The organism is Streptosporangium sp. 'caverna', assembly GCF_003203775.1.
In the GTDB taxonomy this organism is placed as follows: domain Bacteria; phylum Actinomycetota; class Actinomycetes; order Streptosporangiales; family Streptosporangiaceae; genus Streptosporangium; species Streptosporangium subroseum.
Map to the genome: position 1 here is coordinate 2,500,850 of NZ_CP029711.1, position 18,411 is coordinate 2,519,260.

Genomic DNA, 18,411 nt, shown 5'->3' on the forward strand with positions numbered 1-18,411 from the left:
GTGAAGGCAGTCGAGTTCGCGATCGCCGCGCAGGGCGTGCGCAAAAACTATGCGGGGGCCGCGGAAGGGGCCGGTCTCAACGGATTCGATCTACAGGTGCCGGTCGGTACGGTCTGCGGCCTGCTCGGGCCCAACGGCGCCGGTAAGACCACGGCCATCCGGATCCTGGCCACGCTCCTGCGCCTGGACTCGGGCCGGGCGAGCGTCGCGGGCTTTGATGTCCGGGCACAGCCGCGGCAGGTGCGCGAGCGCATCGGGCTGGTCGGTCAGTACGCGGCGGTCGACGAGATTCTCACCGGGCGGCAGAACCTGGTGATGTTCGCCAGGCTGAGTCATTTCTCCCCGGCGGGGGCGAAAAGGCGTGCCGATGAGCTGCTGGAGCGCTTCTCCCTGGCGGACACGGGCAAGAAGCCGGTCGGTAAGTACTCCGGTGGCATGCGCAGGCGGCTCGACCTCGCGGCGAGCCTGATCGTCGCACCGCCGGTGCTCTTCGTGGACGAGCCGACGACCGGACTGGACCCGGCCGGTCGCCGGGAGGTCTGGGCGGCGATCCGAGATCTGGTCGGCTCCGGCACGACCGTGCTCCTCACCACCCAGTATCTGGAGGAGGCGGACCGGCTGGCCGATCGGATCTCGATGCTCAGGGCGGGCCGGGTGGTCACCGAGGGCACCCCCGAGGAGTTGAAGTCCGCCATCGGCGGTGACTGGCTCGACATCGTGCTCGCCGACGCGGGGGATGTGGCCGCGACGGAGGCCATCGCCGGAAGGGTCGCATCCGGCGAGGTGCGTGTCGACGGTGAGGCCCGTCGCGTCAGCGTCCCGGTCGCCGAGCGCACCAGGGCACTGGTCACGATGGCCACCGCGCTCGGGGATGCCGGGGTCGAGCCCCTCGACATCACCTTGCGCCGCCCCACGCTCGACGAGGTGTTCCTTCATCTGATGGGGGAGCAGACGGCGACGGGGAAGGAGACGGTGACCGATCACCGGACGGTGAAGGGGAAGGCGGCGATCGATCACAGGGCGGCGACGGCGGAGCGGGCGGTGATCGATGACCGGGCGGCGGCGGATGATCGGGCGGGCGAACCGCCCGGCGGCGGTGACCCGACCGCGAACCGGCCCGCGTCCGCAGGTCCCGCCACGGGTACGGAGGCGACGGTATGAGCACGACGACCCCGATGAGCGCGGCGCACCACACCTTGTCCACCGGATCTCCGCTGTCCAGGTTCGGCTGGACGCTGGCGGACGCCTGGACCATCACCCTCCGGGACCTGAACCACTGGGTCCTCCGGCCCGGCACGGTCATCGTCGGATGGGTCTTCCCCGTCATGATCGTGCTGATGTTCGGCGGCCTTTTCGGTGGCGCCATCGGTGTCCCCGGCGGGGGTGGCTACTTCGAGTTCCTGATGCCGGGCATGTTCGCCATGACCATGCTCTTCGGCCTGGAGACCACGATGATGGCGGTCACCACCGACGCGGCCAGGGGGGTGACCGATCGATTCCGTTCGATGCCCATGAGCGCCTCCGCGGTGGTTCTGGGCCGGTGTGTCGCGGACATGCTCAACTCGGCCGTCGGGTTGATTATCATGATCGGCACCGGGCTGCTGCTGGGCTGGCGCTGGGAGGGCGGATCCGCCGCCGCGCCGGCCGCCGTCGGGCTGCTCCTGTTGTTGCGCTTCGCTCTGCTCTGGGTCGGCATCTACGTCGGGCTCATCGCCGGCGGACCCGAGGTGGTGACATCCGTGCAGATCCTGGTCTGGCCTGTCGGCTTCCTGTCCAGCGTGTTCGTCGACCCGGCCACCATGCCCGGCTGGCTTGGCGCGGTCGCCCAGTGGAACCCGCTCTCGACGACGGCCACGGCCGCCCGTCAGCTCTTCGGGAATCCCGGATGGGGAGGAGATTCCTGGATCGCCCAGAACGCGACGCTCATGGCGGTGGTCTGGCCGCTCCTGTTGATCGCGATCTTCCTGCCGCTGTCGGCGCGCGGTTTCCGCAGGCTCGGCGGCTGACGGACCGGGCCTTCCGGTGCACTGAGCGGCTTGTAACCCTGCGGGGCCGGTCTCGCCTCTCGCGCGCCCTCATCGCGGTCCGCGAGGGGCGGCTCTGTTACCTGGGCTTCACAGCATTTTCGCCGCGGGAAGATGCTCCGTCTTTTACATGGTGGTGACGCGATCCGTCGTGACCTGTAACTGATGGTAGTGACCCTGGGAGCATGAGTGAGACGGAACGGGAACGATCCGCCTCGGGGTGGACGCTCAACAGAGAGTTGCTCAACGTCGGCGCGATCATTGTCGCCGCAGGTATAGCCCATCTTGTCATGGGCCTGATCGGGCACGAGAAATACGGGCCGGTGATGCTTCTGCTGCTCGGCGGGGTGCTCGTCGCGGCGGCCCTCGGCCACCGCTTCTACGAGCATCGGCGGCACCGTCCCCGGATGGCCATCGAATGCGGCAGGTGCGGAGAGTCGCTGGGCGGAGGACCCTGATCCGGTACGGCGGGCGGCGACCGGAAACGGCGACCGACGGTAATCGGGACGCGGTTACCAGGAATGCGACGGCAACCAGGAACGGTGACCGGGAATCATTACGGCGACCAGGGACATGATGATCAGAAATACGACGATGACCGGAAACGGCGGCCAACGGTAACCGGGGACGAGTGGGATCGGTCCTCGCCGGGGTCCAGGACGTTCGGCCGGTGTATGCGCGGCCGGCGTTGGCCTGACGGGAAAGCCGTCCTGGGCCCCGGCGTCGCCGCCGTTCCGGGTTCGCGATTACGCGATCTTCAGTCCCAGGGCCGCCATTCCCTGCTCGTGGTGGGGAACCAGGCCCATCTTTCTGTAGAAGGCATGTGATTTCTCGCCGTCCGGCGACGACTCGTGCTCGGTGGACAGGAAGAAGAACTTGCAGTGGGAATAGCGATCCGTCAGGTGGTCGAGCAGCGCCCGGCCGATTCCCCGGCCCTGGAATTCGCTGTGCACCAGCAGATCCTGGAGATAGCAGATGGTTTCGTCGTCGGAAATCGTCCGGGCCAGTCCGACAAGCCTGCCGGAGTCGTCGCGGGCGGTGATGACCAGATGCGAATTGCTCAGGCTGCGCTGGAGCTTCGCCATGTCACGGGTATAGCCACCCCAGCCGACGGAGTCGTAGAGCTCGAAGAGCTCGTCGGTGGCAAATGACTTTTCCCTGGAAATTATCATCTCAGCGTTTCCTTGTGGAGTTCCGCCGCAAGTGGCGTGGTCGTATCGTGTGAGGCTTTCTGAGTGGCTGCCGCATCCGCGTTATATCCGGCAATGCGTGCGTGATTTCGGATCGGCCGGAAAGAGGCGGACGGTTTCGAATGGGAGGTCGGAGAGCCGCGACCGGGTCGGCAGGCCGGGGCGAGTTTACACTTTTCCAACCAATTCGCTCTAGATCATGATCTTGATGGGTTTGCAGCCTAGTATTCCGTCGTGCCTGTGTCTCCTGGGTTTTATCGACTGCTGTGTTGTTCGGTTGTCGCGGCCTCCGTGGCCGCGATGGCGCCGCCGGCCGCGCAGGCCGCAGCTCCTGCGGCGCCCGCGGCCATCGTGCTGCCCGGCACCCGTGTGACCGCGCGGGAGAATCCGGCGGACCCGTTCGCGGTGACCTCCTACACGTCCGGCACGTCGGCCTACGTGCGCGGGAGCGCGGGATTCTCCAAGCAGGCCTCCTACAAGGAGATCACGGTGGCCCCCAAGGGCGGTAGAGCCCTCGCGGTCCCCACCTCCTACCGCGACGGCTACGACTCGGTGATCCTCGTCGATCTGGCGACGGCCAAGGGCACCAGGATCAGGACCGTCAGGAAACCGGTGGTCGCGCAGTACGTTCACTGGACGCGCGACGCGAAGAAGGCCGTTCTGACCGTCGAGAGAAAGAGCGGCACGAGCTGGGAGACCGTCGGGTTCGTGGTCGTCGACGTGGCCGCCAAGACCGCCCGGACGGTGATCGTGGCGGGAGTGGCCAAGGCCGCGAAGTTCCGCTGGAGCCCCGACAACACCGACGTGATCGCCGAATACCAGGGTGGCACCCGCTTCTACCGTCAGACCGGCGAGGTCCGGCGCACGCTGGCCAGGACGGGCCGGCCCGCGGGAGGCGAGGACGTCTTCTCGCCCTCCGGCCGCGGGTTGATGACGTGGTGCCCCGCCACCTACACCGAGCATGTGTGCGTCTGGGACCGGGTCTCCGGCAAGCTCACCGCCAAGGTGCCCGGCGTCCGGCCGAAGACCGTCTGGGGCTGGTGGGACGAGAAGCACATCATCGCGGTCGTCCCCAACGGGAGCGCGTACAGGGCCGTCCTGGTCGATCTCAAGGGCAAGGTCGTGCGGGCGCTGGCCGACATCTCCGCCGCCGACTGGAACAACAAGCTCTATCTCAGCTACACCCGTAAGTAGCCGGCCGCGGACATGCGGTCCGCGGGTCTCGGGCGGTCACGCGGTGCCCTGCGGGCGTCGCCGGCGCCCGAGCCGTCACAGATACAGGCCGGTGCCGTTGTCGGTCTGCGGGGTGGCGATGGCGTGCAGGTCGCGCTCGCGCATGACCAGGTAGGGCTGGCCGTGGATCTCGACCTCGTACTGCTCCTCGGGATTGAACAGGACCTTGTCGCCGACCTTGACCGCGCGGACGTTCTGGCCCGCGCCGCAGACCTCGCCCCAGACGAGTCTGTTGGCCATCTTCACCGTCGCCGGGATGACGATGCCGGCGGTGCTGCGCCGCTCCTCCGACTCCTGCTCGGCTTTCACCATGACACGGTCGTGGAGCATCTGGATCTCGAACTTCGGGTCACCCACGGAACAAGTTTATGGGAACCGGGGAGCCGTACCGGCTGATCCTTGCAGGGAGAAGGGGGTTCTCTGCCGGGGGAAGCCCCGTTCGCCGGTGATTTGATGATCAACATCTGATGTGAGGTGCCGGGTAGGATCGGCCGCTATGACGTCTGCTGAGCTTGTTAACGACTTTCTCGACTGGTATCTGAAGGCGAACCCCATCCACGCGGCCCTCGCCGGCGCGGAGGGCTATGACCGGACCCTCGGCGACTTCACCGAGGCGGGCATCCTTGCCAAAGAGCAGGAGTCGCGGCGCTGGCTGGAGCGGCTTCAGGCCGCGGGGGGTGACGGGCAGGGAGACCCCGAGCCCTTCGAGGATGAGATCGATCGTGAGCTCGTCATGGCCACGCTGCGCGGAGGGCTCGCCTACGAGGCCTGGCCCGCCTGGCGGCGTGACCCGTCCGTCTACGTGGGGCCCATCTTCAACTCGATGTTCGGCGCGTTCCTCTACCGGTTGTCCTCCGAGGCCGAACTGGTCGACGCGGCCGTCGCGCGGCTGGCCGAGGTGCCGGACGTCCTCGCGGCCTGCCGTGCGAACCTCGACCCGGCGCTGGCGGCCCCGCTGCTGATCGAGCGCGGCCTGGGCCAGGCCCGTACGGCCCGGAACTTTCTCACCGAGACGATTCCCGGCCAGGTCGCCGACGAGGCCCTGCGCGCCCGGCTGGCGGCGGCGGCCGAACCCGCGGCGGCGGCCTTCGACGAGCTGGTGGAGTTCTTTGAGGGCTTCGAGGCCACCGGCACCTGGCGGATGGGGGAGGAGCTCTACTCCACCCTGCTGCGCGAGCGGGAGATGCTCGGCTACGGCGCCGACGAGCTCCTCAAGCGCGGTCAGGCCGCCTACGACGAGCTGGACGCGCAGATGCGTGAGGTCGCCGTGCGGCTGACCGGTGACTCCGACGACTGGCACGCGGCCATCACCGAGCTCCAGGACGACCACCCGGCGACCCTGGAGGGCATGCGGGCCGAGTACGAGGCCGAGACCGAGCGGGCCAGGGAGTTCGTGCGCGAGCGCGGCCTGGTGACGTTCGCCGAGGGCGAGGAGTGCCGGGTGGTGCCCTCGCCGGAGTTCCAGCGGCCCATTCTCGCCGTCGCCTCCTACATGATGCCGCCGCCCCTGTCGACCTCCAGGATCGGGCACTTCTTCGTGCCGTTCACCCCTGACTCCTTCACCGAGGAGCAGGTCCGTCAGCGGCTGCGCACCAACGCCAGGGCGCAGATGCCCTCCATCGCCGTCCACGAGGCCTACCCCGGTCACCACTGGCACCTGTCCTGGATGGCGGGCAACCCGCGCCGGGCCCGCCAGCTGTTCCGCACGCCGTACTTCTCCGAGGGCTGGGCCCTCTACGTCGAGAAGGTCATGCGGGAGCAGGGCTACTTCACCACTCCCGCCCAGGAACTGGCCCACCTGGAGTTCCGCCTCTTCAGGGCGGCCCGCATCATCGTGGACGTCTCGCTGCACTGCGGTGAGATGACCATCGAGGAGGCCGAGCACTTCATGACCACCAAGTCCTCGCTCACCCCGGGCACCGCCAAGGGCGAGGTCAACCGCTACTGCGCGTGGCCCACCCAGGCCCCCTCCTACCTGACCGGCGCGCTGGAGATCGACCGCATCCGCGACGACTATGTGGCCGCGAGCCGGGGCGACCTGCGTACGTTCCACGACAACCTGGCCGGTTCCGGTGGCCTTCCCCTGGGCCTTGCCCGCCGGGTGGCTCTGGAAGGGTAGCGGCATGTCCCAGAACGAGGTGATCGAAGCGAGGGTGCTGGACGCCCTCGACGAGGCGGCGACGGTACGGCTGCTGGCCGACCTGGTACGGGTGCCGAGCGTGACCGGCACCGACGCCGAGTCGGATCTGCAGCACCACTGCGCCCGCCTGCTCGTCGAGGCGGGCCTGGACGTGGACGTCTGGAAGCTCGACCTCGACGAGCTCAGGGCGGCTCCCGGTTTTCCCGGCACCGAGGCCCCGCGCACCGAGGGTTACGGCGTGGTCGGTGTCACGGAGGGCGAGGGGGAGCCGGCGCTCGTTCTGCAGGGGCACGCGGACGTCGTGCCGATCGGTGACCCGGCCAGGTGGGAGGGTGACCCCTTCGCCGCCCGGATCAGCGGGAACATCATGCACGGCAGGGGCGCCTGCGACATGAAGGCGGGCCTCGCGGCGAACCTCGCCGTCGTCGCCGCCCTCTCCAGGTCGGGAGTACGGCTGGCGCGACCGCTGGCCCTGCACTGCGTGGTGGGGGAGGAGGACGGCGGCCTGGGCGCGTTCGCGACCCTGGCCCGCGGCCACCGGGGCGAGGCCGCGGTGATCGCCGAGCCGACCAGCGGGGCGATCATCGCCGCGACGGCGGGTGCGCTGACGTTCCGGATCGAGGTCGCCGGGCGGGCGGCCCACGGAGCCACTCGCTACGAGGGGGTCAACGCCCTGGAGGTCTTCTGGCCGGTCTTCGAGGTGATCAGGCGGCTGGAGGCCGACCGCAACCGCGATCCGGACCCGGTCTTCGACGGCAACCCGATGCCCTACCCGATCGAGATCGGCACGGTCCGCGCGGGCGACTGGGCCAGCAGTGTGCCGGACCTTCTCGTCGCGGAGGGGCGGCTCGGCGTGCGCCTGGACGAGGATCCGGCGCAGGCCCGCCTGGCGCTGGAGAGCGCGATCGCCGAGCTCGATCACCCGTGGCTGCGCGAGCACCCTCCGGTCGTCACCTGGCCCGGCGGCCAGTTCGCGAGCGGGCGGCTGCCCGCGGGGCACGCGCTGCTGGGCCAGGTCGCCACGGCGGTGGCGGAGGTCACCGGCTCCCACCCGGCCGAGGCCGCCGCGCCGTACGGGAGCGACCTGCGTCTCTACGCCGCCGGTGGCATCCCGGCCCTGCACTACGGTCCTGGCGACGTGCGCTTCGCCCATGCTCCGCGCGAGCAGGTCGACCTGCGCGAGCTCCGGGACGTGACCCGGGTGCTCGCCCTGCTCGCCCTGCGCCGCTGCGGGGTGAGGGGCTGAGCCGGAGGGAGGCCGCATCGCGGCCACCGTGCTAGGCGTAGGTGCTGCGGACCTCGACGATGTCGGCCAGCGGGAACTCCAGATAGTCTCCCGCCTCCTCGCACCACGCGTCGAGCACGCCGCTGCGCAGCTCGCCGTGGCTGATGGTCGCGGTCAGGCCGTCGGTCAGCGTGATCGCCGCCTGCACGCCCCGGTCGACCACGAAGCCGAGCAGGGACTGCTGGGCGGTCGGCAGCCGGAAGGCCAGGCGGCCGATGACCGCCCAGGTCCTGCCGTTCTGCTGAGCGGCGTTGTCCTTGGAGGCGAGCAGGCGGCCGGCGTGCTCGCGCGGGTCAGGCGGCGGCTCGACCAGCAGGTGCGACGACTGCTCCAGCTCGGCCACCCGGCCTCCCGGCAGCAGGATCAGCCGCCCGTTCTGCGGCTCCTCGATCCGGGCGCGGCGGATGGTGATCTCCCCGGTGTCCTCGATCGGCACCGGGGCGTAGCCGTTCTCCCTGAGCGCGGCGAGGGTCTTGTCGGCGGGCATCGTGCTGGCCAGCACGGTCGGCGCCAGCAGCCGCAGGCCCAGCCTGGACAGCCGCCGGTGCCCGGCGATCTCGGCCAGCAGCACCGGGTCGGAGGCCTGCACGATGCAGGCGACCGTCGTCACGCTGACCTCGCCGTGCCGTCTGGCCACGTCGTGCACCAGATAGTCGAGGGGCTGCGGCACCGCGCCCACCTCGGCGAGGTCTGCCAGCAGGCCGTCGGCGGTGTGTCCCGCGTCCATGGCGCGGCGCACGCTCGCCGGGGTGAACCGCCATACCGAGGCCGCGCCGCGGGACTCGCGCTCGGCGGCCCGGTCCAGCAGCTCGGCGAGCTCGCTGGAGGGCGGGCCGGTCACCACGGCGGTGAGGTCGGCGCCGAACAGCGCGCTCCGCCGTACGCTGGCCAGCGCCCGGGTCGAGCACTCCACCAGCAGGGGGTCGTTCTCCACGATCGGCGTGGAGTCGTCGGTCTCGTCGCCGGCGGCGGTGTCCAGGCCGGCCAGCGCGCGGCCGAGGTCGGTGATCGTGTCGAGGGCGACCAGCCCGAGCATCCGGGCCTCGTCGAGCACGGCGGGGGCGCACTCGGCCAGCAGCGACTGGTCGAGCAGGGGGGCGTGCCAGTGTGTGGCGCCGACCAGCCCCGCCCGGTCGGTGCAGGCCGTGTTGGCGGGCAGGCGGGCCAGTACGGCGAGCACCGCACGTCTCGCCCGCGCGACCGCCGCCCCCGCCGGGTCGTCGCCCAGCACGGTGCCGTACTTGCCGTCGGTCCTGCGGAGCGACGAGCGCTCCATGCGCCACCACGCCGACAGCAGCACGCGGAGCCTGGCGGCCGCGTCGTCCAGCCGCCAGCGGTCGAACTTCTCGGTGGGCACCAGGCCGCCGGCCGAGTCGTCCCAGGCCAGCAGCCGGGCCACCGCGCAGATCTCCAGCAGCAGCCGGGTCTCGTCCTCGTCGCAGCCGGTGTCCTTGGCCACCCGCCGGACCTCGCGCACGCCCACCCCTCCCGCCTTGAGCAGCGGCAGCGGGATCTTGGCGGTGTTCTCCAGCATCGCGGCGCAGCGCTCGACCACGTGCGGGGCGGCCAGCGTCATCAGGTGGTCCACGGCCTCGGGGTCCACCGGGACCGTGCCGAGGTCGGGCGGGCCGGGGGTGAAGGGCGGGTGGTAGTCGGGGCCGCGCAGCGCGAGCGACACCTCCCGGGGCATCTCGGCCACGTTCCAGCTCGGACGGAAGATCAGTCCGTGGTCGACGGCCCACTTCTCGGGGGCGCCCGGCACGACGAACCTGCCGCCGTCCACGGTGCGGACCGGGCCGTCCCAGGCGAACTCCTCCAGGAGCCGTCTCGTGCCCTCCGGGGCCCGCTCGACCAGGGCGCTCACCCGTTCGGGATCGGAGAGGACCTCGGAGACCTTGGTGATCGTGCGGCGTTTTGGGCCCTGCGGCAGGCCGAGCGTCCTGGCGAGCCCCCGCAGGGCGTCGGCGCTGACGGTCCAGGAGTTCAGATAGTGGGTGAGCGGCTCACCGAGCCCGCAGGGGGCCGTCCACCAGCGGGCGACCCCGCCGGCCACGCGGATCCGTCCTTCGTCGTCCGGCCAGGCCAGGGCATGGTCGAACAACAGGTCGAGCCAGGGCGTCACCTCGGCCTCCGGCACGCCCATGAAACGGGCCACTTCCTCCGGGCGGACCTGATCGCCGAGGGCCAGTGACGCCTGCGCCACCTCCAGGGACGGCAGTGGCAGCCCGCGCATGACCTCCATCACCGCGAAACCGTTGCCCAGTCGCTGCGCCAGGGTGTCCAGGCGGCGCGGCCACGGCGGGGCGAGGGCGTCCAGCCGGTTGGCCAGAACTCGGGCGAGCCGTTCTTCGTCGAGGGTTTTCAACCATCCGAGCAGGTGATCGTCCATCTCGTAGCTCTTTCAGGAATCTCGCGCGGGGACTCTCCGTGAGCCATAAACATCCACGGTAATGCAGAGGGCATCTCCGACGGCATGCACCGCGCAGAATGCAATGCGTTACCACATCGACGGCCCGCTTCTGATCGGCCCCGGGACCGCCGGGGGAGGGGAGGGCGGGTCCCGGGACCGATCGGCGCCAGTTGAAGGGGAAGAGGCGGCGCCGTTCGGGAAAGGTTCGGTTGCGGAGGTTCGGGGGGCCGTGATCCCCTGGGGGGATCCTTGAGAGGGGCCTGAGAGGTCTTACTCCTCGGGGAGGTCCGGGCGCAGGACCGCCCACACGATCTTGCCGTACGGCGCCAGCGGCGCCCAGCCCCAGCGCAGGCTCAGCGACTCGACGATGTGCAGTCCGAGCCCGCCGATGTCGAGGGGCGCCGGGTCGCGGAGCGCGGGGAAGCCGGCCCCGGGATCGTTGAGCGTGCAGGCGACCAGACCGTTCCTGCGGATCAGGGAGAGCCTGATCGGCTCTCTGGCGCGCGACTCGGCCAGTCGCAGACCGTGCCTGAAGGCATTGGTGGCCAGTTCCGAGACGACCAACTCCATGTTGTCGCTCAGCTCGCCGAGCTTCCAGCCAGTGAGCGTGCCCGTCGCGAAGCTGCGGGCGGAGTGGACGGACTCGGCCTGTGGCGGAAGCACGAACGTGGCGCTGGCCATGGCCGAGGAGCCGGAGACGAGGTCACGCGCCGCGTCAGGCCACCAGCCGACTGGGGGCCACCAGTCGAGCGCTGTCCATGACGTTGACGATCGGGGGGGCGCGGTTTGGGCGGACTGCACAGCCGCAATCATGGTGCAAACTCCCGTGCAGGTGCAAGGGCGAATGCACGTGCATAAGGTCTGTGCAACCGCTACGGTTACCCATGAGTTCGACATTTCGTAAGGAAAGGGGATCTTGTTCGCGGCCCGGTAACTCTCGGGGCGCAAAGTGACAGACTGTCGATCAGGAAAGCGAGCGAGGAGCACCACGTGTCCATGGATCCGCCCGGTACCGGTTCCACCGTTCGGCGCATCATGCTCGGCGCAAGCCTGCGCCGTCTGCGTGAGGAGAAAGATCTCACCCGTGAGGTGGCGGGGTTTCACATCCGCGCCTCCGAGTCCAAGATCAGCCGGATGGAGCTCGGCCGTGTCGGTTTCAAGACCCGAGACGTGGAAGACCTGCTCACCCTGTACGGCGTGCTCGACGACGCGGAACGGCGCGGCCTGCTGGAGATGGTCCGCGAGGCGAACACCCCTGGTTGGTGGCACAAGTACGGCGACCTGTTGCCGAGCTGGTTCACCACCTACGTGGGGCTGGAGGAGGCGACGAGCGTGATCCGCACCTACGAGGTGCAGTTCGTTCCCGGCCTGCTGCAGACGTCCGCCTACGCACACACCGTGATCCGGTTGGGCCACCCGGACGTGCCAGAGGCGGAGATCGAGCGTCGTGTGCATATGCGCATGCAGCGGCAGGATCGCCTGACGAAGAAGGACGGCCCGCGGCTGTGGGCGGTCATCGACGAGGCGGCCCTGAAGCGTCCCATCGGAGGCAGGGAGATCATGCGTGAGCAGCTTCAGCACCTGCTGGAAGTGGCCACGCTGCCCAACATCACCCTTCAGGTGATGCCCTTTCGATCAGGTATGCACGCGGCCGAGGGTGGTGCGTTCAGCATCTTGCGATTTCTCGAGTCCGATCTATCGGACATCGTCTATGTCGAGCAGCTCTGGGGTGCCCTCTACCTGGACAAGCGTGAGGACATCGATCCATACCTCACGGCCATGGAGCAGTTGTGCGTGGAAAGCACCACGCCTGGGGGCACCGCCGAGATCCTCGGCGACCTTCTCAGAGAGATGTAAATGGAGCAGACCTATAACGGCATGCCTGCCACTGACCTTGCCGGGGCCAGCTGGCGCAAGAGCCGGTACAGCAACTCTCAGGGCAACTGCGTCGAGCTCGCCGAACTGGCGGACGGCAGCATCGCGGTCCGTAACTCCCGTTTTCCCGAGGGTCCAGCCTTGATCTACACACGTGATGAGATCCGCGCCCTCGTACTCGGGGTGAAGGACGGGGAGTTCGACGGGCTGACGGTGTAACACCGTTTTTACATCCGGCGCAGCGGGTTAACCGTGGCGCGCCGGTGACGTAACCGGGGAAGTGGGGCGGTGGGGAAGTGTTTGAGCCCACAGCGATTGGGGGCTCAAACCGTGCTCGATCAAATGACCTTGTATCCAGTGGCCGACGACGTGCTTTTCGCGCCGGGAGGCCGCGTCGTGATCCGCACCTACGGAGTGGCCTCGGCAGCCACGGGGGACGGTGCGATCGCTCCGGTGTCCTACCGGACCTGGGTCACCGGAGTGCGTGACCAGCCTCGCTACTGGCGCTGGGGTCACTTCGAGGACGCTCGCCACGGCCACCGCAAGGTCATCGAATGGCTCACAGGCCGCGGTCCGCAGCCCGCGGCCGCGGCCGCGGCCGCCTGAGCAAGATCCCCGTGCTGTACGGCGTGCGCCTCCCCGACCGGGGAGGACGGCCGGGCGTCCGCCAGGATCGAGGAGGCGGTTTCCGTACGGCGGGGAGCCCGCCCGATGCGGCCGGGCGGTTCGTCCCCGTGTCAGACGGGGGCGTTCCAGGTGAGGACGACCGGCTCGGCGTGTTCGAAGCCCAGTCGTGAGTAGGTGCCGGTGTCCAGGCGGAAGAGCCGGCCGTCGGTGGGGGACAGGTCGAGCCAGCGGGCGCACAGCACCCGCAGAAAGTGCCCATGGGCGACCAGGACGACGTCGCCCTCGGCGGCCCTGGCCCGGGTGATCACTCGATCGGCGCGGGCGCCGACCTGCTCCGCGCTCTCGCCGGGGTGCTCGTCGTCACCGGGGACGACCCCGTCGCGCCAGAGGTACCAGCCGGGACGGGTCTTGCGGATCGTGTCGGTGGTGATGCCCTCGTAACCGCCGTAGTCCCACTCCCACAGGTCGGGCTCCGTATCGTACGCCTTCAGCCCCGCGAGCTCGGCCGTCCTCCGGGCCCGCAGGGCGGGGCTGACCAGGACCAGGTCGAACGTCTGGCCTTCGACCAGTGGGGCGAGCGCTCGCGCCTGGTCCTCGCCCTTGTCGGTGAGCGGCAGGTCGGTGCGGCCGGTGTGACGGCCGTCCCTGCTCCACTCGGTCTCGCCGTGCCGCAGCAGAATCATCTGGTTCATGATGAAGCCCATCATGCCGGTACGGCGAACACCGGTCAGACCGCGCCCCGCGAGCCCGCCCACGGGCCGTACGGCGGGCACCGGTCCGCCGGTTCGACGGGCACCCCGTGGGCCCGCTCACGGGCCGCCGGTCCGACGGCGCCCTGCGAGCCCGCCCCTGGACCGCCGGTGCCGCGGTAGAGCGACCCGAGCACGCGGCCGGAACATGGGGGCGTGAGAAACTGGATTACGTGACGATATCTGTGGGTCTGGTGGGCGCGGGGCCGTGGGCCGAAATGGTGCACGCGCCGAGGCTGGCGGCCGGGCCGGACACGCGCCTGGCCGGAGTGTGGGCACGGCGACCCGAGGCGGCGAGAAGATTCGGGGCCCCGGTCTTCGAGCGGATCGAGGAGCTGTTCGACAACTGCGAGGCGGTCGCGTTCTCGGTGCCGCCCGCCGTGCAGGCCGAGCTCGGCGTGCTCGCCGCCAAGGCGGGCAAGGCACTGCTGCTGGAGAAACCGCTCGCGGCAGATCTGGACGGCGCCCGGCGGCTGGCCGGAGCCATCGCCGAGGCTGGCGTGGCCTCCCAGATGGTCCTCACCTGGCGTTACTCCGCGGCGACCCGGGCGTTCCTGGCAAGGGTCTCGGCCATCGAGCCCTTCGGCGGGCACGCGGCCAACATCACCGGAGCCATGCTCGGAGGAGACTTCGCCACCCCGTGGCGGCTGGAGCGCGGTGCGATCCTCGACGTCGGCCCCCACATGATCGACCTACTGGAGGCCTCGCTCGGCAGGGTCGTCGGGGTCCGAGCCCACGGCAACCCGCGGGGCTGGGTCGGCCTGCTGCTGGAGCACGAGACCGGCTCGGTCAGCGAGGCCTCGCTGTGCCTGAGCGTTCCCGGCGAGCTACCGCCCTCCAACGTGGGAATCTACGGCCGCCTGGGCCGGGAGTCCATCAACGACACCCAGCTCGGCGACGACGTCTTCTCCCTCATGCTCGCCGAGTTCGCGACGACCGTACGGCGCGGCGGCGGGCACCCTCTCGACGCCGCGCACGGCCTGCACCTCCAGGAGATCATCGCCGCCGCGGAGGAGCAGCTCACGTAGGCGGTGGCGCCTGACTAGGACTGCGGGTCGACCTGCTTCGCGGTGGGGATCGGGCTTCCCGTACGGCGTGCGTGCCAGAGCATGAGCGAGCCCAGCGCGAATCCGATGAGGATCGGGGCGCCGTGCGCGTCACCGATCACCACGAGGAGGACGGCCCCGGCCGACAGCGCGACAGCCCCCACGCGGGGGAAGGCGGGTAGCCGGGCATGGCCGAGGACCACCCAGGCGGTGAGCCCGCCGAGCAGTCCCGCGATGGCGAGGGAGGACCCCGCGCTGTAGTCGCCCATCGCGTAGCTGAAGATCTCCCCCGAGAGCGCCCCCGCCAGGTACAGGGCGATCCAGCGGAGCCGGCCGTAGACCCGTTCGGCGACCGTGCCGAGGACGAGCAGCGCGGCGGCGTTGAAGACGATCTGATGCCAGCCCTCCGGATTGATCAATATGGGGCTGATCAGTCGCCACCACTGGCCGTCGAGGAAACCCGGAGTCCTGCTCATCGCCTCCCTTACCGCGGGAGAGAGCAGACCCGCGACCGTGGTCGTCGCCGTGACCGTGAAAACGGTCCAGGTCAGCCAGGTCTGGCTGAGGCGTGCGGTGGTGCGCTCGGACCGGGGCGGGAGGGCTGCCGGTTCGGCGCTCTCGGTCATGGAGGTCTCCTCGGTGGTCATGCCCACGACTATAAGGACGAAAATTACACCAAGGCAATATTTATCCTGAGACTATTTTTTCACCCGGTATATTGGTGTGCATGACCGAGGAACTCCGCCTGCGCGAGCGCAAGAAGCTTCAGACTCGCCACTCTCTGTGGCAAACCGCGATCGATCTGTTCGTGGAACGAGGCTTCGACAACGTCTCCGTCGCGGAGATCGCGGCGGCCATCGATGTCTCCAAGAAGACCGTCTTCAATTACTTCCCGACCAAGGAAGACCTGGTCACAGCTCCGATGGAGGAGCACGTGGACGAGCCGGCCCGGATCGTCAGGGATCGGGCGGTCGGAGAGTCGGCGATCACGGCCCTTCGCCGCCATTTCCTCGCCGCGCTGGCCGTTCGTGACGCGGCGACCGGTCTCAACGACAACCCGGCGGTGCTCAACGTCCAGCGGCTCGTCCGCGTCACTCCCTCCTTGACGCAGCGCGTCTACGTCTTCTTCGCCCGCAGCGAGGATTTCCTGGCACGGGAGTTCGCCGGGCAGACGGAGGCGGCGGACATCGCCGCTCGCGTCGCGGCCGCACAGATCCTGAGCGTCCGCAACGTGCTCGTGGCGGAAAACGTGCGGCGTCTCCTGGAGGGAGAGTCCGCCGATGCCGTTTATCCGGACGCCGTCGCGAACGCGGAGCACGCCTTCGACGTACTGGAAGGCGGCCTCGGCGCGTACTGCACGCGCGAGGCGGAGGCGGATTGAGCTGTGCGGCGGAGGCGGGTTGATCTGTACGTGTGAGACGGGGGCGGGTTGATCCGCGCGCGTGGGGTGGGGGCGGGTCGATCCGTACGCGCGAGACGGAGGCAGGCCGATCGCCATCGCGCGGGGTCTCGCACGATTCCGGCCGGTCCTTTGGGTGGAAGGGCGGGCCGAAAGCCCTTGATGCTGGAGTGTTCGGGTGAATTGATAGCGTCTATCTGACGCGCAGCGCGTAGCGAAGTCCGGTGTGAGTCCGGCGCTGTCCCGCAACTGTCATGATCCCCCCGGATCGAGCCAGGTCGCCTCCGCTGCGCCGACGCTGCCAACCCTCGTGGAAAAGGGTGATCCGTCCCTTCTTCGGGTCTCTTTCTTCCGGCAACCGAAAGGACCTCGCTTGAGGCCCGTACGTACCGCCCTCGCAGGCGCGCTGCTCGGCGTGCTGGCCCTGGCCGGATGCGGTCAGAGCTCCACCACCGCCTCTCCGAGCGCGGATCCCACCTCCGCGGCCCCCACGACCGCGGCACCCGCCGCGGCGGAGGGGTTCCCGGTCACGGTCGAGGCGGGCAACGGCTCCGTCGTCCTCGCCCGGAAGCCCGGGCGGATCGTGTCCCTGTCGCCCACCGCGACCGAGAGCCTGTTCGCCATCGGAGCCGGACCCCAGGTCGTCGCGGTGGACGACCAGTCGGACTACCCCGCCGAGGCGCCGAAGAGCGACATGTCCGGCTTCAAGCCGAACGTGGAGGCGATCATCGCCAGGAAGCCCGATCTCATCGTGCTCGCCAACGACCTCGACAACGTCGTGGCCGAGCTGAGCAAGATCGGCATTCCGGTGCTGCTGGAGCCCGCGGCCACCAAGCTCGACGAGGCCTACGACCAGATCGCCGACCTCGGCGCGGCCACCGGCAACAAGGCCAAGGCCGACGAGGTCGCGGCCGACATGAAGAAGCAGATGGAGGAGCTCGCGGCCACCGCGCCGAAGGACACCAAGCTCACCTACTATCACGAGCTGGACGTCACGCCCTACGCGGCCACCTCCGGCACCTTCATCGGCCAGATCTACGGACTGTTCGGCCTGACCAACATCGCCGACAAGGCCCCCGACGCGGCCGGAGGCTATCCCAAGCTGTCGGCCGAGTTCGTCGCCCAGGCCGACCCGGACCTGATCTTCCTGGCCGACACCAAGTGCTGCGCCCAGTCCAGGGACACCATCGCCAAGCGCCCCGGCTGGTCCAAGCTCTCCGCCGTCAAGAACGACCGGGTCATCGCCCTTGACGACGCCGTCGCCTCCCGCTGGGGCCCGCGTGTCGTGGACCTCGCCAAGCAGGTCGGCGACGCCGTGCAGAAGGCCACGACCGACTAGGTGACCGATCTTTCTCGTCCCTCCGACTCCTCCGGCGGTTCCCGGGGACGGCGGGCGACCCGGCTGAGCCCGGCGGTGGTGGCGGCGGCCGTGGGCATCCTTCTGGCGAGCATGCTCGCGGGACTGCTGGTGGGCGCGGCCGATATCGGGCCGACCAGGGTGGCGCTGCAACTGCTCGACTGGCTGCCCTTCGTCTCGGTCGACTCGGGACTGTCGCCCGTCGAGCAGGGGCTGCTGTTCGAGCTGAGGCTGCCCCGGGTCCTGCTCGCCGCGATCGTCGGCGGGCTGCTGGCCACCGCGGGCGCCGGGTACCAGGGTGTCTTCCGCAACCCTCTGGCCGACCCCTACCTCCTGGGGGCCGCCGCGGGCGCCGGTCTCACGACCACGGTGGCGATCGTGTTCATGAAGGGCGACGACCAGGGGCTGCTGATCCCGGCCGCGGCCTTCGCCGGGGCCATCGGCGGCGTCCTGCTCGCCTACGCGCTGGGCAACGTGGCGGGCCGGGGTGGCGGCACCGCCACGCTGGTCCTCGCGGGGGTGGCGGTCTCGTCCTTCCTCACCGCCATCCAGACGTTCCTGCAGCAGCTCAGGGTGGAGGAGCTGCAGCGCGTCTACTCCTGGATCCTCGGCGACGTCGGCGGGGGCTGGGCTCAGGTCACGCTGGTCGCCCCGTACGCCGTCGTCTCAGTGGTGATCATGCTGCTGCACGGCAGGCTGCTCGACGTGCTCTCGGTCGGCGACGACGAGGCGGCCAGTCTCGGCCTCAACGCCACTCGCGTCCGGCTCGTCGTGCTGCTCGCCGCCTCCCTGGCCACCGCGGCGGCCGTCGCGGTCAGCGGGCTGATCGGCTTTGTCGGCATCGTGGTCCCGCACGTGGTCCGCCGTCTGGCGGGAGGGTCCTACCGGATCGTGCTTCCGCTCTCGCTGATGGGCGGTGCGGCCTTCCTGGTCCTCGCCGACCTGATCGCCAGGACCGTGCTCTCCCCGGCCGAACTGCCCATCGGCGTGGTCACCGCCTTCGTCGGCGCGCCGTTCTTCGTGGCCGTGCTGCGCGTGACCAGGCGGGTGGACACGTGAACCGGACCGCACGCGAT

19 protein-coding genes are annotated in these 18,411 nt (G+C 69.6%); 13 read left to right on the forward strand and 6 right to left on the reverse strand.

Features of this window, described 5'->3' with window-relative positions; all coding sequences use genetic code 11:
* The 3 genes from DKM19_RS10995 (at nt 1) to DKM19_RS11005 (ending at nt 2,482) form a co-directional block, all read left to right on the forward strand.
* Complete coding sequence (locus DKM19_RS10995; protein ID WP_369988552.1) at nt 1–1,161, forward strand: ATP-binding cassette domain-containing protein; 1,161 nt, start codon at nt 1–3, stop codon at nt 1,159–1,161.
* Nucleotides 1,158–2,006: an ABC transporter permease gene (locus DKM19_RS11000; RefSeq protein ID WP_369988555.1), complete on the forward strand. Its 849-nt coding sequence runs from the start codon at nt 1,158–1,160 to the stop codon at nt 2,004–2,006. The genes DKM19_RS10995 and DKM19_RS11000 overlap by 4 nt, the downstream gene beginning before the upstream one ends.
* Before the next feature lie 203 nt (nt 2,007–2,209).
* Nucleotides 2,210–2,482, forward strand: coding sequence for a hypothetical protein (locus tag DKM19_RS11005; RefSeq protein ID WP_110695613.1), 273 nt, complete (start codon nt 2,210–2,212; stop codon nt 2,480–2,482).
* A 288-nt stretch (nt 2,483–2,770) separates the two neighbouring features.
* Here the strand turns inward: DKM19_RS11005 and DKM19_RS11010 are convergent, their stop codons facing one another.
* Complete coding sequence (locus DKM19_RS11010; protein WP_110695614.1) at nt 2,771–3,196, reverse strand: GNAT family N-acetyltransferase; 426 nt, start codon at nt 3,194–3,196, stop codon at nt 2,771–2,773.
* A 318-nt stretch (nt 3,197–3,514) separates the two neighbouring features.
* On the opposite strand from DKM19_RS11010, the gene DKM19_RS11015 reads away from it, so the two are divergent.
* Entirely contained in the window at nt 3,515–4,408 is an 894-nt protein-coding gene (locus DKM19_RS11015; protein WP_162641423.1) for a hypothetical protein, read from the forward strand.
* Nucleotides 4,409–4,483: 75 nt separating this feature from the next.
* Here DKM19_RS11015 and DKM19_RS11020 read toward each other — a convergent pair whose 3' ends face one another.
* Nucleotides 4,484–4,804: a co-chaperone GroES gene (locus DKM19_RS11020; protein WP_089205186.1), complete on the reverse strand. Its 321-nt coding sequence runs from the start codon at nt 4,802–4,804 to the stop codon at nt 4,484–4,486.
* Between the two features lie 139 nt (nt 4,805–4,943).
* On the opposite strand from DKM19_RS11020, the gene DKM19_RS11025 reads away from it, so the two are divergent.
* A complete protein-coding gene (locus tag DKM19_RS11025; RefSeq protein ID WP_110695616.1) occupies nt 4,944–6,566 on the forward strand; it encodes a DUF885 domain-containing protein in 1,623 nt (540 codons plus the stop codon).
* A 4-nt stretch (nt 6,567–6,570) separates the two neighbouring features.
* Nucleotides 6,571–7,833, forward strand: a complete 1,263-nt coding sequence (locus DKM19_RS11030; protein WP_110695617.1) for an ArgE/DapE family deacylase — start codon at nt 6,571–6,573, stop codon at nt 7,831–7,833.
* 31 nt (nt 7,834–7,864) lie between these two features.
* Here DKM19_RS11030 and DKM19_RS11035 read toward each other — a convergent pair whose 3' ends face one another.
* Together DKM19_RS11035 and DKM19_RS11040 are read right to left on the reverse strand one after the other, a co-directional pair.
* A complete protein-coding gene (locus DKM19_RS11035; protein WP_110695618.1) occupies nt 7,865–10,261 on the reverse strand; it encodes a helicase-associated domain-containing protein in 2,397 nt (798 codons plus the stop codon).
* 291 nt (nt 10,262–10,552) lie between these two features.
* Nucleotides 10,553–11,083: an ATP-binding protein gene (locus tag DKM19_RS11040; protein WP_239514191.1), complete on the reverse strand. Its 531-nt coding sequence runs from the start codon at nt 11,081–11,083 to the stop codon at nt 10,553–10,555.
* 195 nt (nt 11,084–11,278) lie between these two features.
* On the opposite strand from DKM19_RS11040, the gene DKM19_RS11050 reads away from it, so the two are divergent.
* The 3 genes from DKM19_RS11050 (at nt 11,279) to DKM19_RS11060 (ending at nt 12,763) form a co-directional block, all read left to right on the forward strand.
* The gene (locus DKM19_RS11050; protein ID WP_239514431.1) at nt 11,279–12,139 is read left to right on the forward strand and encodes a helix-turn-helix transcriptional regulator; all 861 of its coding nucleotides are present in this window, start codon (nt 11,279–11,281) and stop codon (nt 12,137–12,139) included.
* Nucleotides 12,140–12,376 carry a DUF397 domain-containing protein gene (locus DKM19_RS11055; protein WP_089205181.1) on the forward strand — a complete coding sequence of 79 codons (237 nt, stop codon included), beginning with the start codon at nt 12,140–12,142 and terminating at the stop codon, nt 12,374–12,376.
* Nucleotides 12,377–12,499: 123 nt separating this feature from the next.
* Complete coding sequence (locus DKM19_RS11060; RefSeq protein WP_239514192.1) at nt 12,500–12,763, forward strand: hypothetical protein; 264 nt, start codon at nt 12,500–12,502, stop codon at nt 12,761–12,763.
* Nucleotides 12,764–12,894: 131 nt separating this feature from the next.
* Here the strand turns inward: DKM19_RS11060 and DKM19_RS11065 are convergent, their stop codons facing one another.
* Nucleotides 12,895–13,476, reverse strand: coding sequence for a histidine phosphatase family protein (locus DKM19_RS11065; RefSeq protein ID WP_110705642.1), 582 nt, complete (start codon nt 13,474–13,476; stop codon nt 12,895–12,897).
* A gap of 230 nt (nt 13,477–13,706) precedes the next feature.
* Between DKM19_RS11065 and DKM19_RS11070 the strand changes: the two genes are divergently transcribed.
* Nucleotides 13,707–14,561 (forward strand): Gfo/Idh/MocA family protein, encoded by an 855-nt coding sequence (locus tag DKM19_RS11070; protein WP_110695622.1) that lies wholly within the window; start codon nt 13,707–13,709, stop codon nt 14,559–14,561.
* A gap of 14 nt (nt 14,562–14,575) precedes the next feature.
* Here the strand turns inward: DKM19_RS11070 and DKM19_RS11075 are convergent, their stop codons facing one another.
* Nucleotides 14,576–15,205, reverse strand: a complete 630-nt coding sequence (locus DKM19_RS11075) for a rhomboid family intramembrane serine protease (RefSeq protein ID WP_162641424.1) — start codon at nt 15,203–15,205, stop codon at nt 14,576–14,578.
* A 101-nt stretch (nt 15,206–15,306) separates the two neighbouring features.
* Here DKM19_RS11075 and DKM19_RS11080 point away from each other — a divergent pair, with 101 nt between their 5' ends.
* The 3 genes from DKM19_RS11080 to DKM19_RS11090 all read left to right on the forward strand — a co-directional run bounded on the left by DKM19_RS11080 (nt 15,307) and on the right by DKM19_RS11090 (nt 18,394).
* Entirely contained in the window at nt 15,307–15,960 is a 654-nt protein-coding gene (locus tag DKM19_RS11080; protein WP_110695624.1) for a TetR/AcrR family transcriptional regulator, read from the forward strand.
* A 391-nt stretch (nt 15,961–16,351) separates the two neighbouring features.
* On the forward strand, nt 16,352–17,317 hold the full coding sequence (locus DKM19_RS11085; protein ID WP_110695625.1) for an ABC transporter substrate-binding protein: 966 nt from the start codon (nt 16,352–16,354) through the stop codon (nt 17,315–17,317).
* Nucleotides 17,318–17,380: 63 nt separating this feature from the next.
* Nucleotides 17,381–18,394 carry an iron ABC transporter permease gene (locus DKM19_RS11090; protein WP_110705643.1) on the forward strand — a complete coding sequence of 338 codons (1,014 nt, stop codon included), beginning with the start codon at nt 17,381–17,383 and terminating at the stop codon, nt 18,392–18,394.
* Nucleotides 18,395–18,411 lie beyond the last annotated feature (17 nt).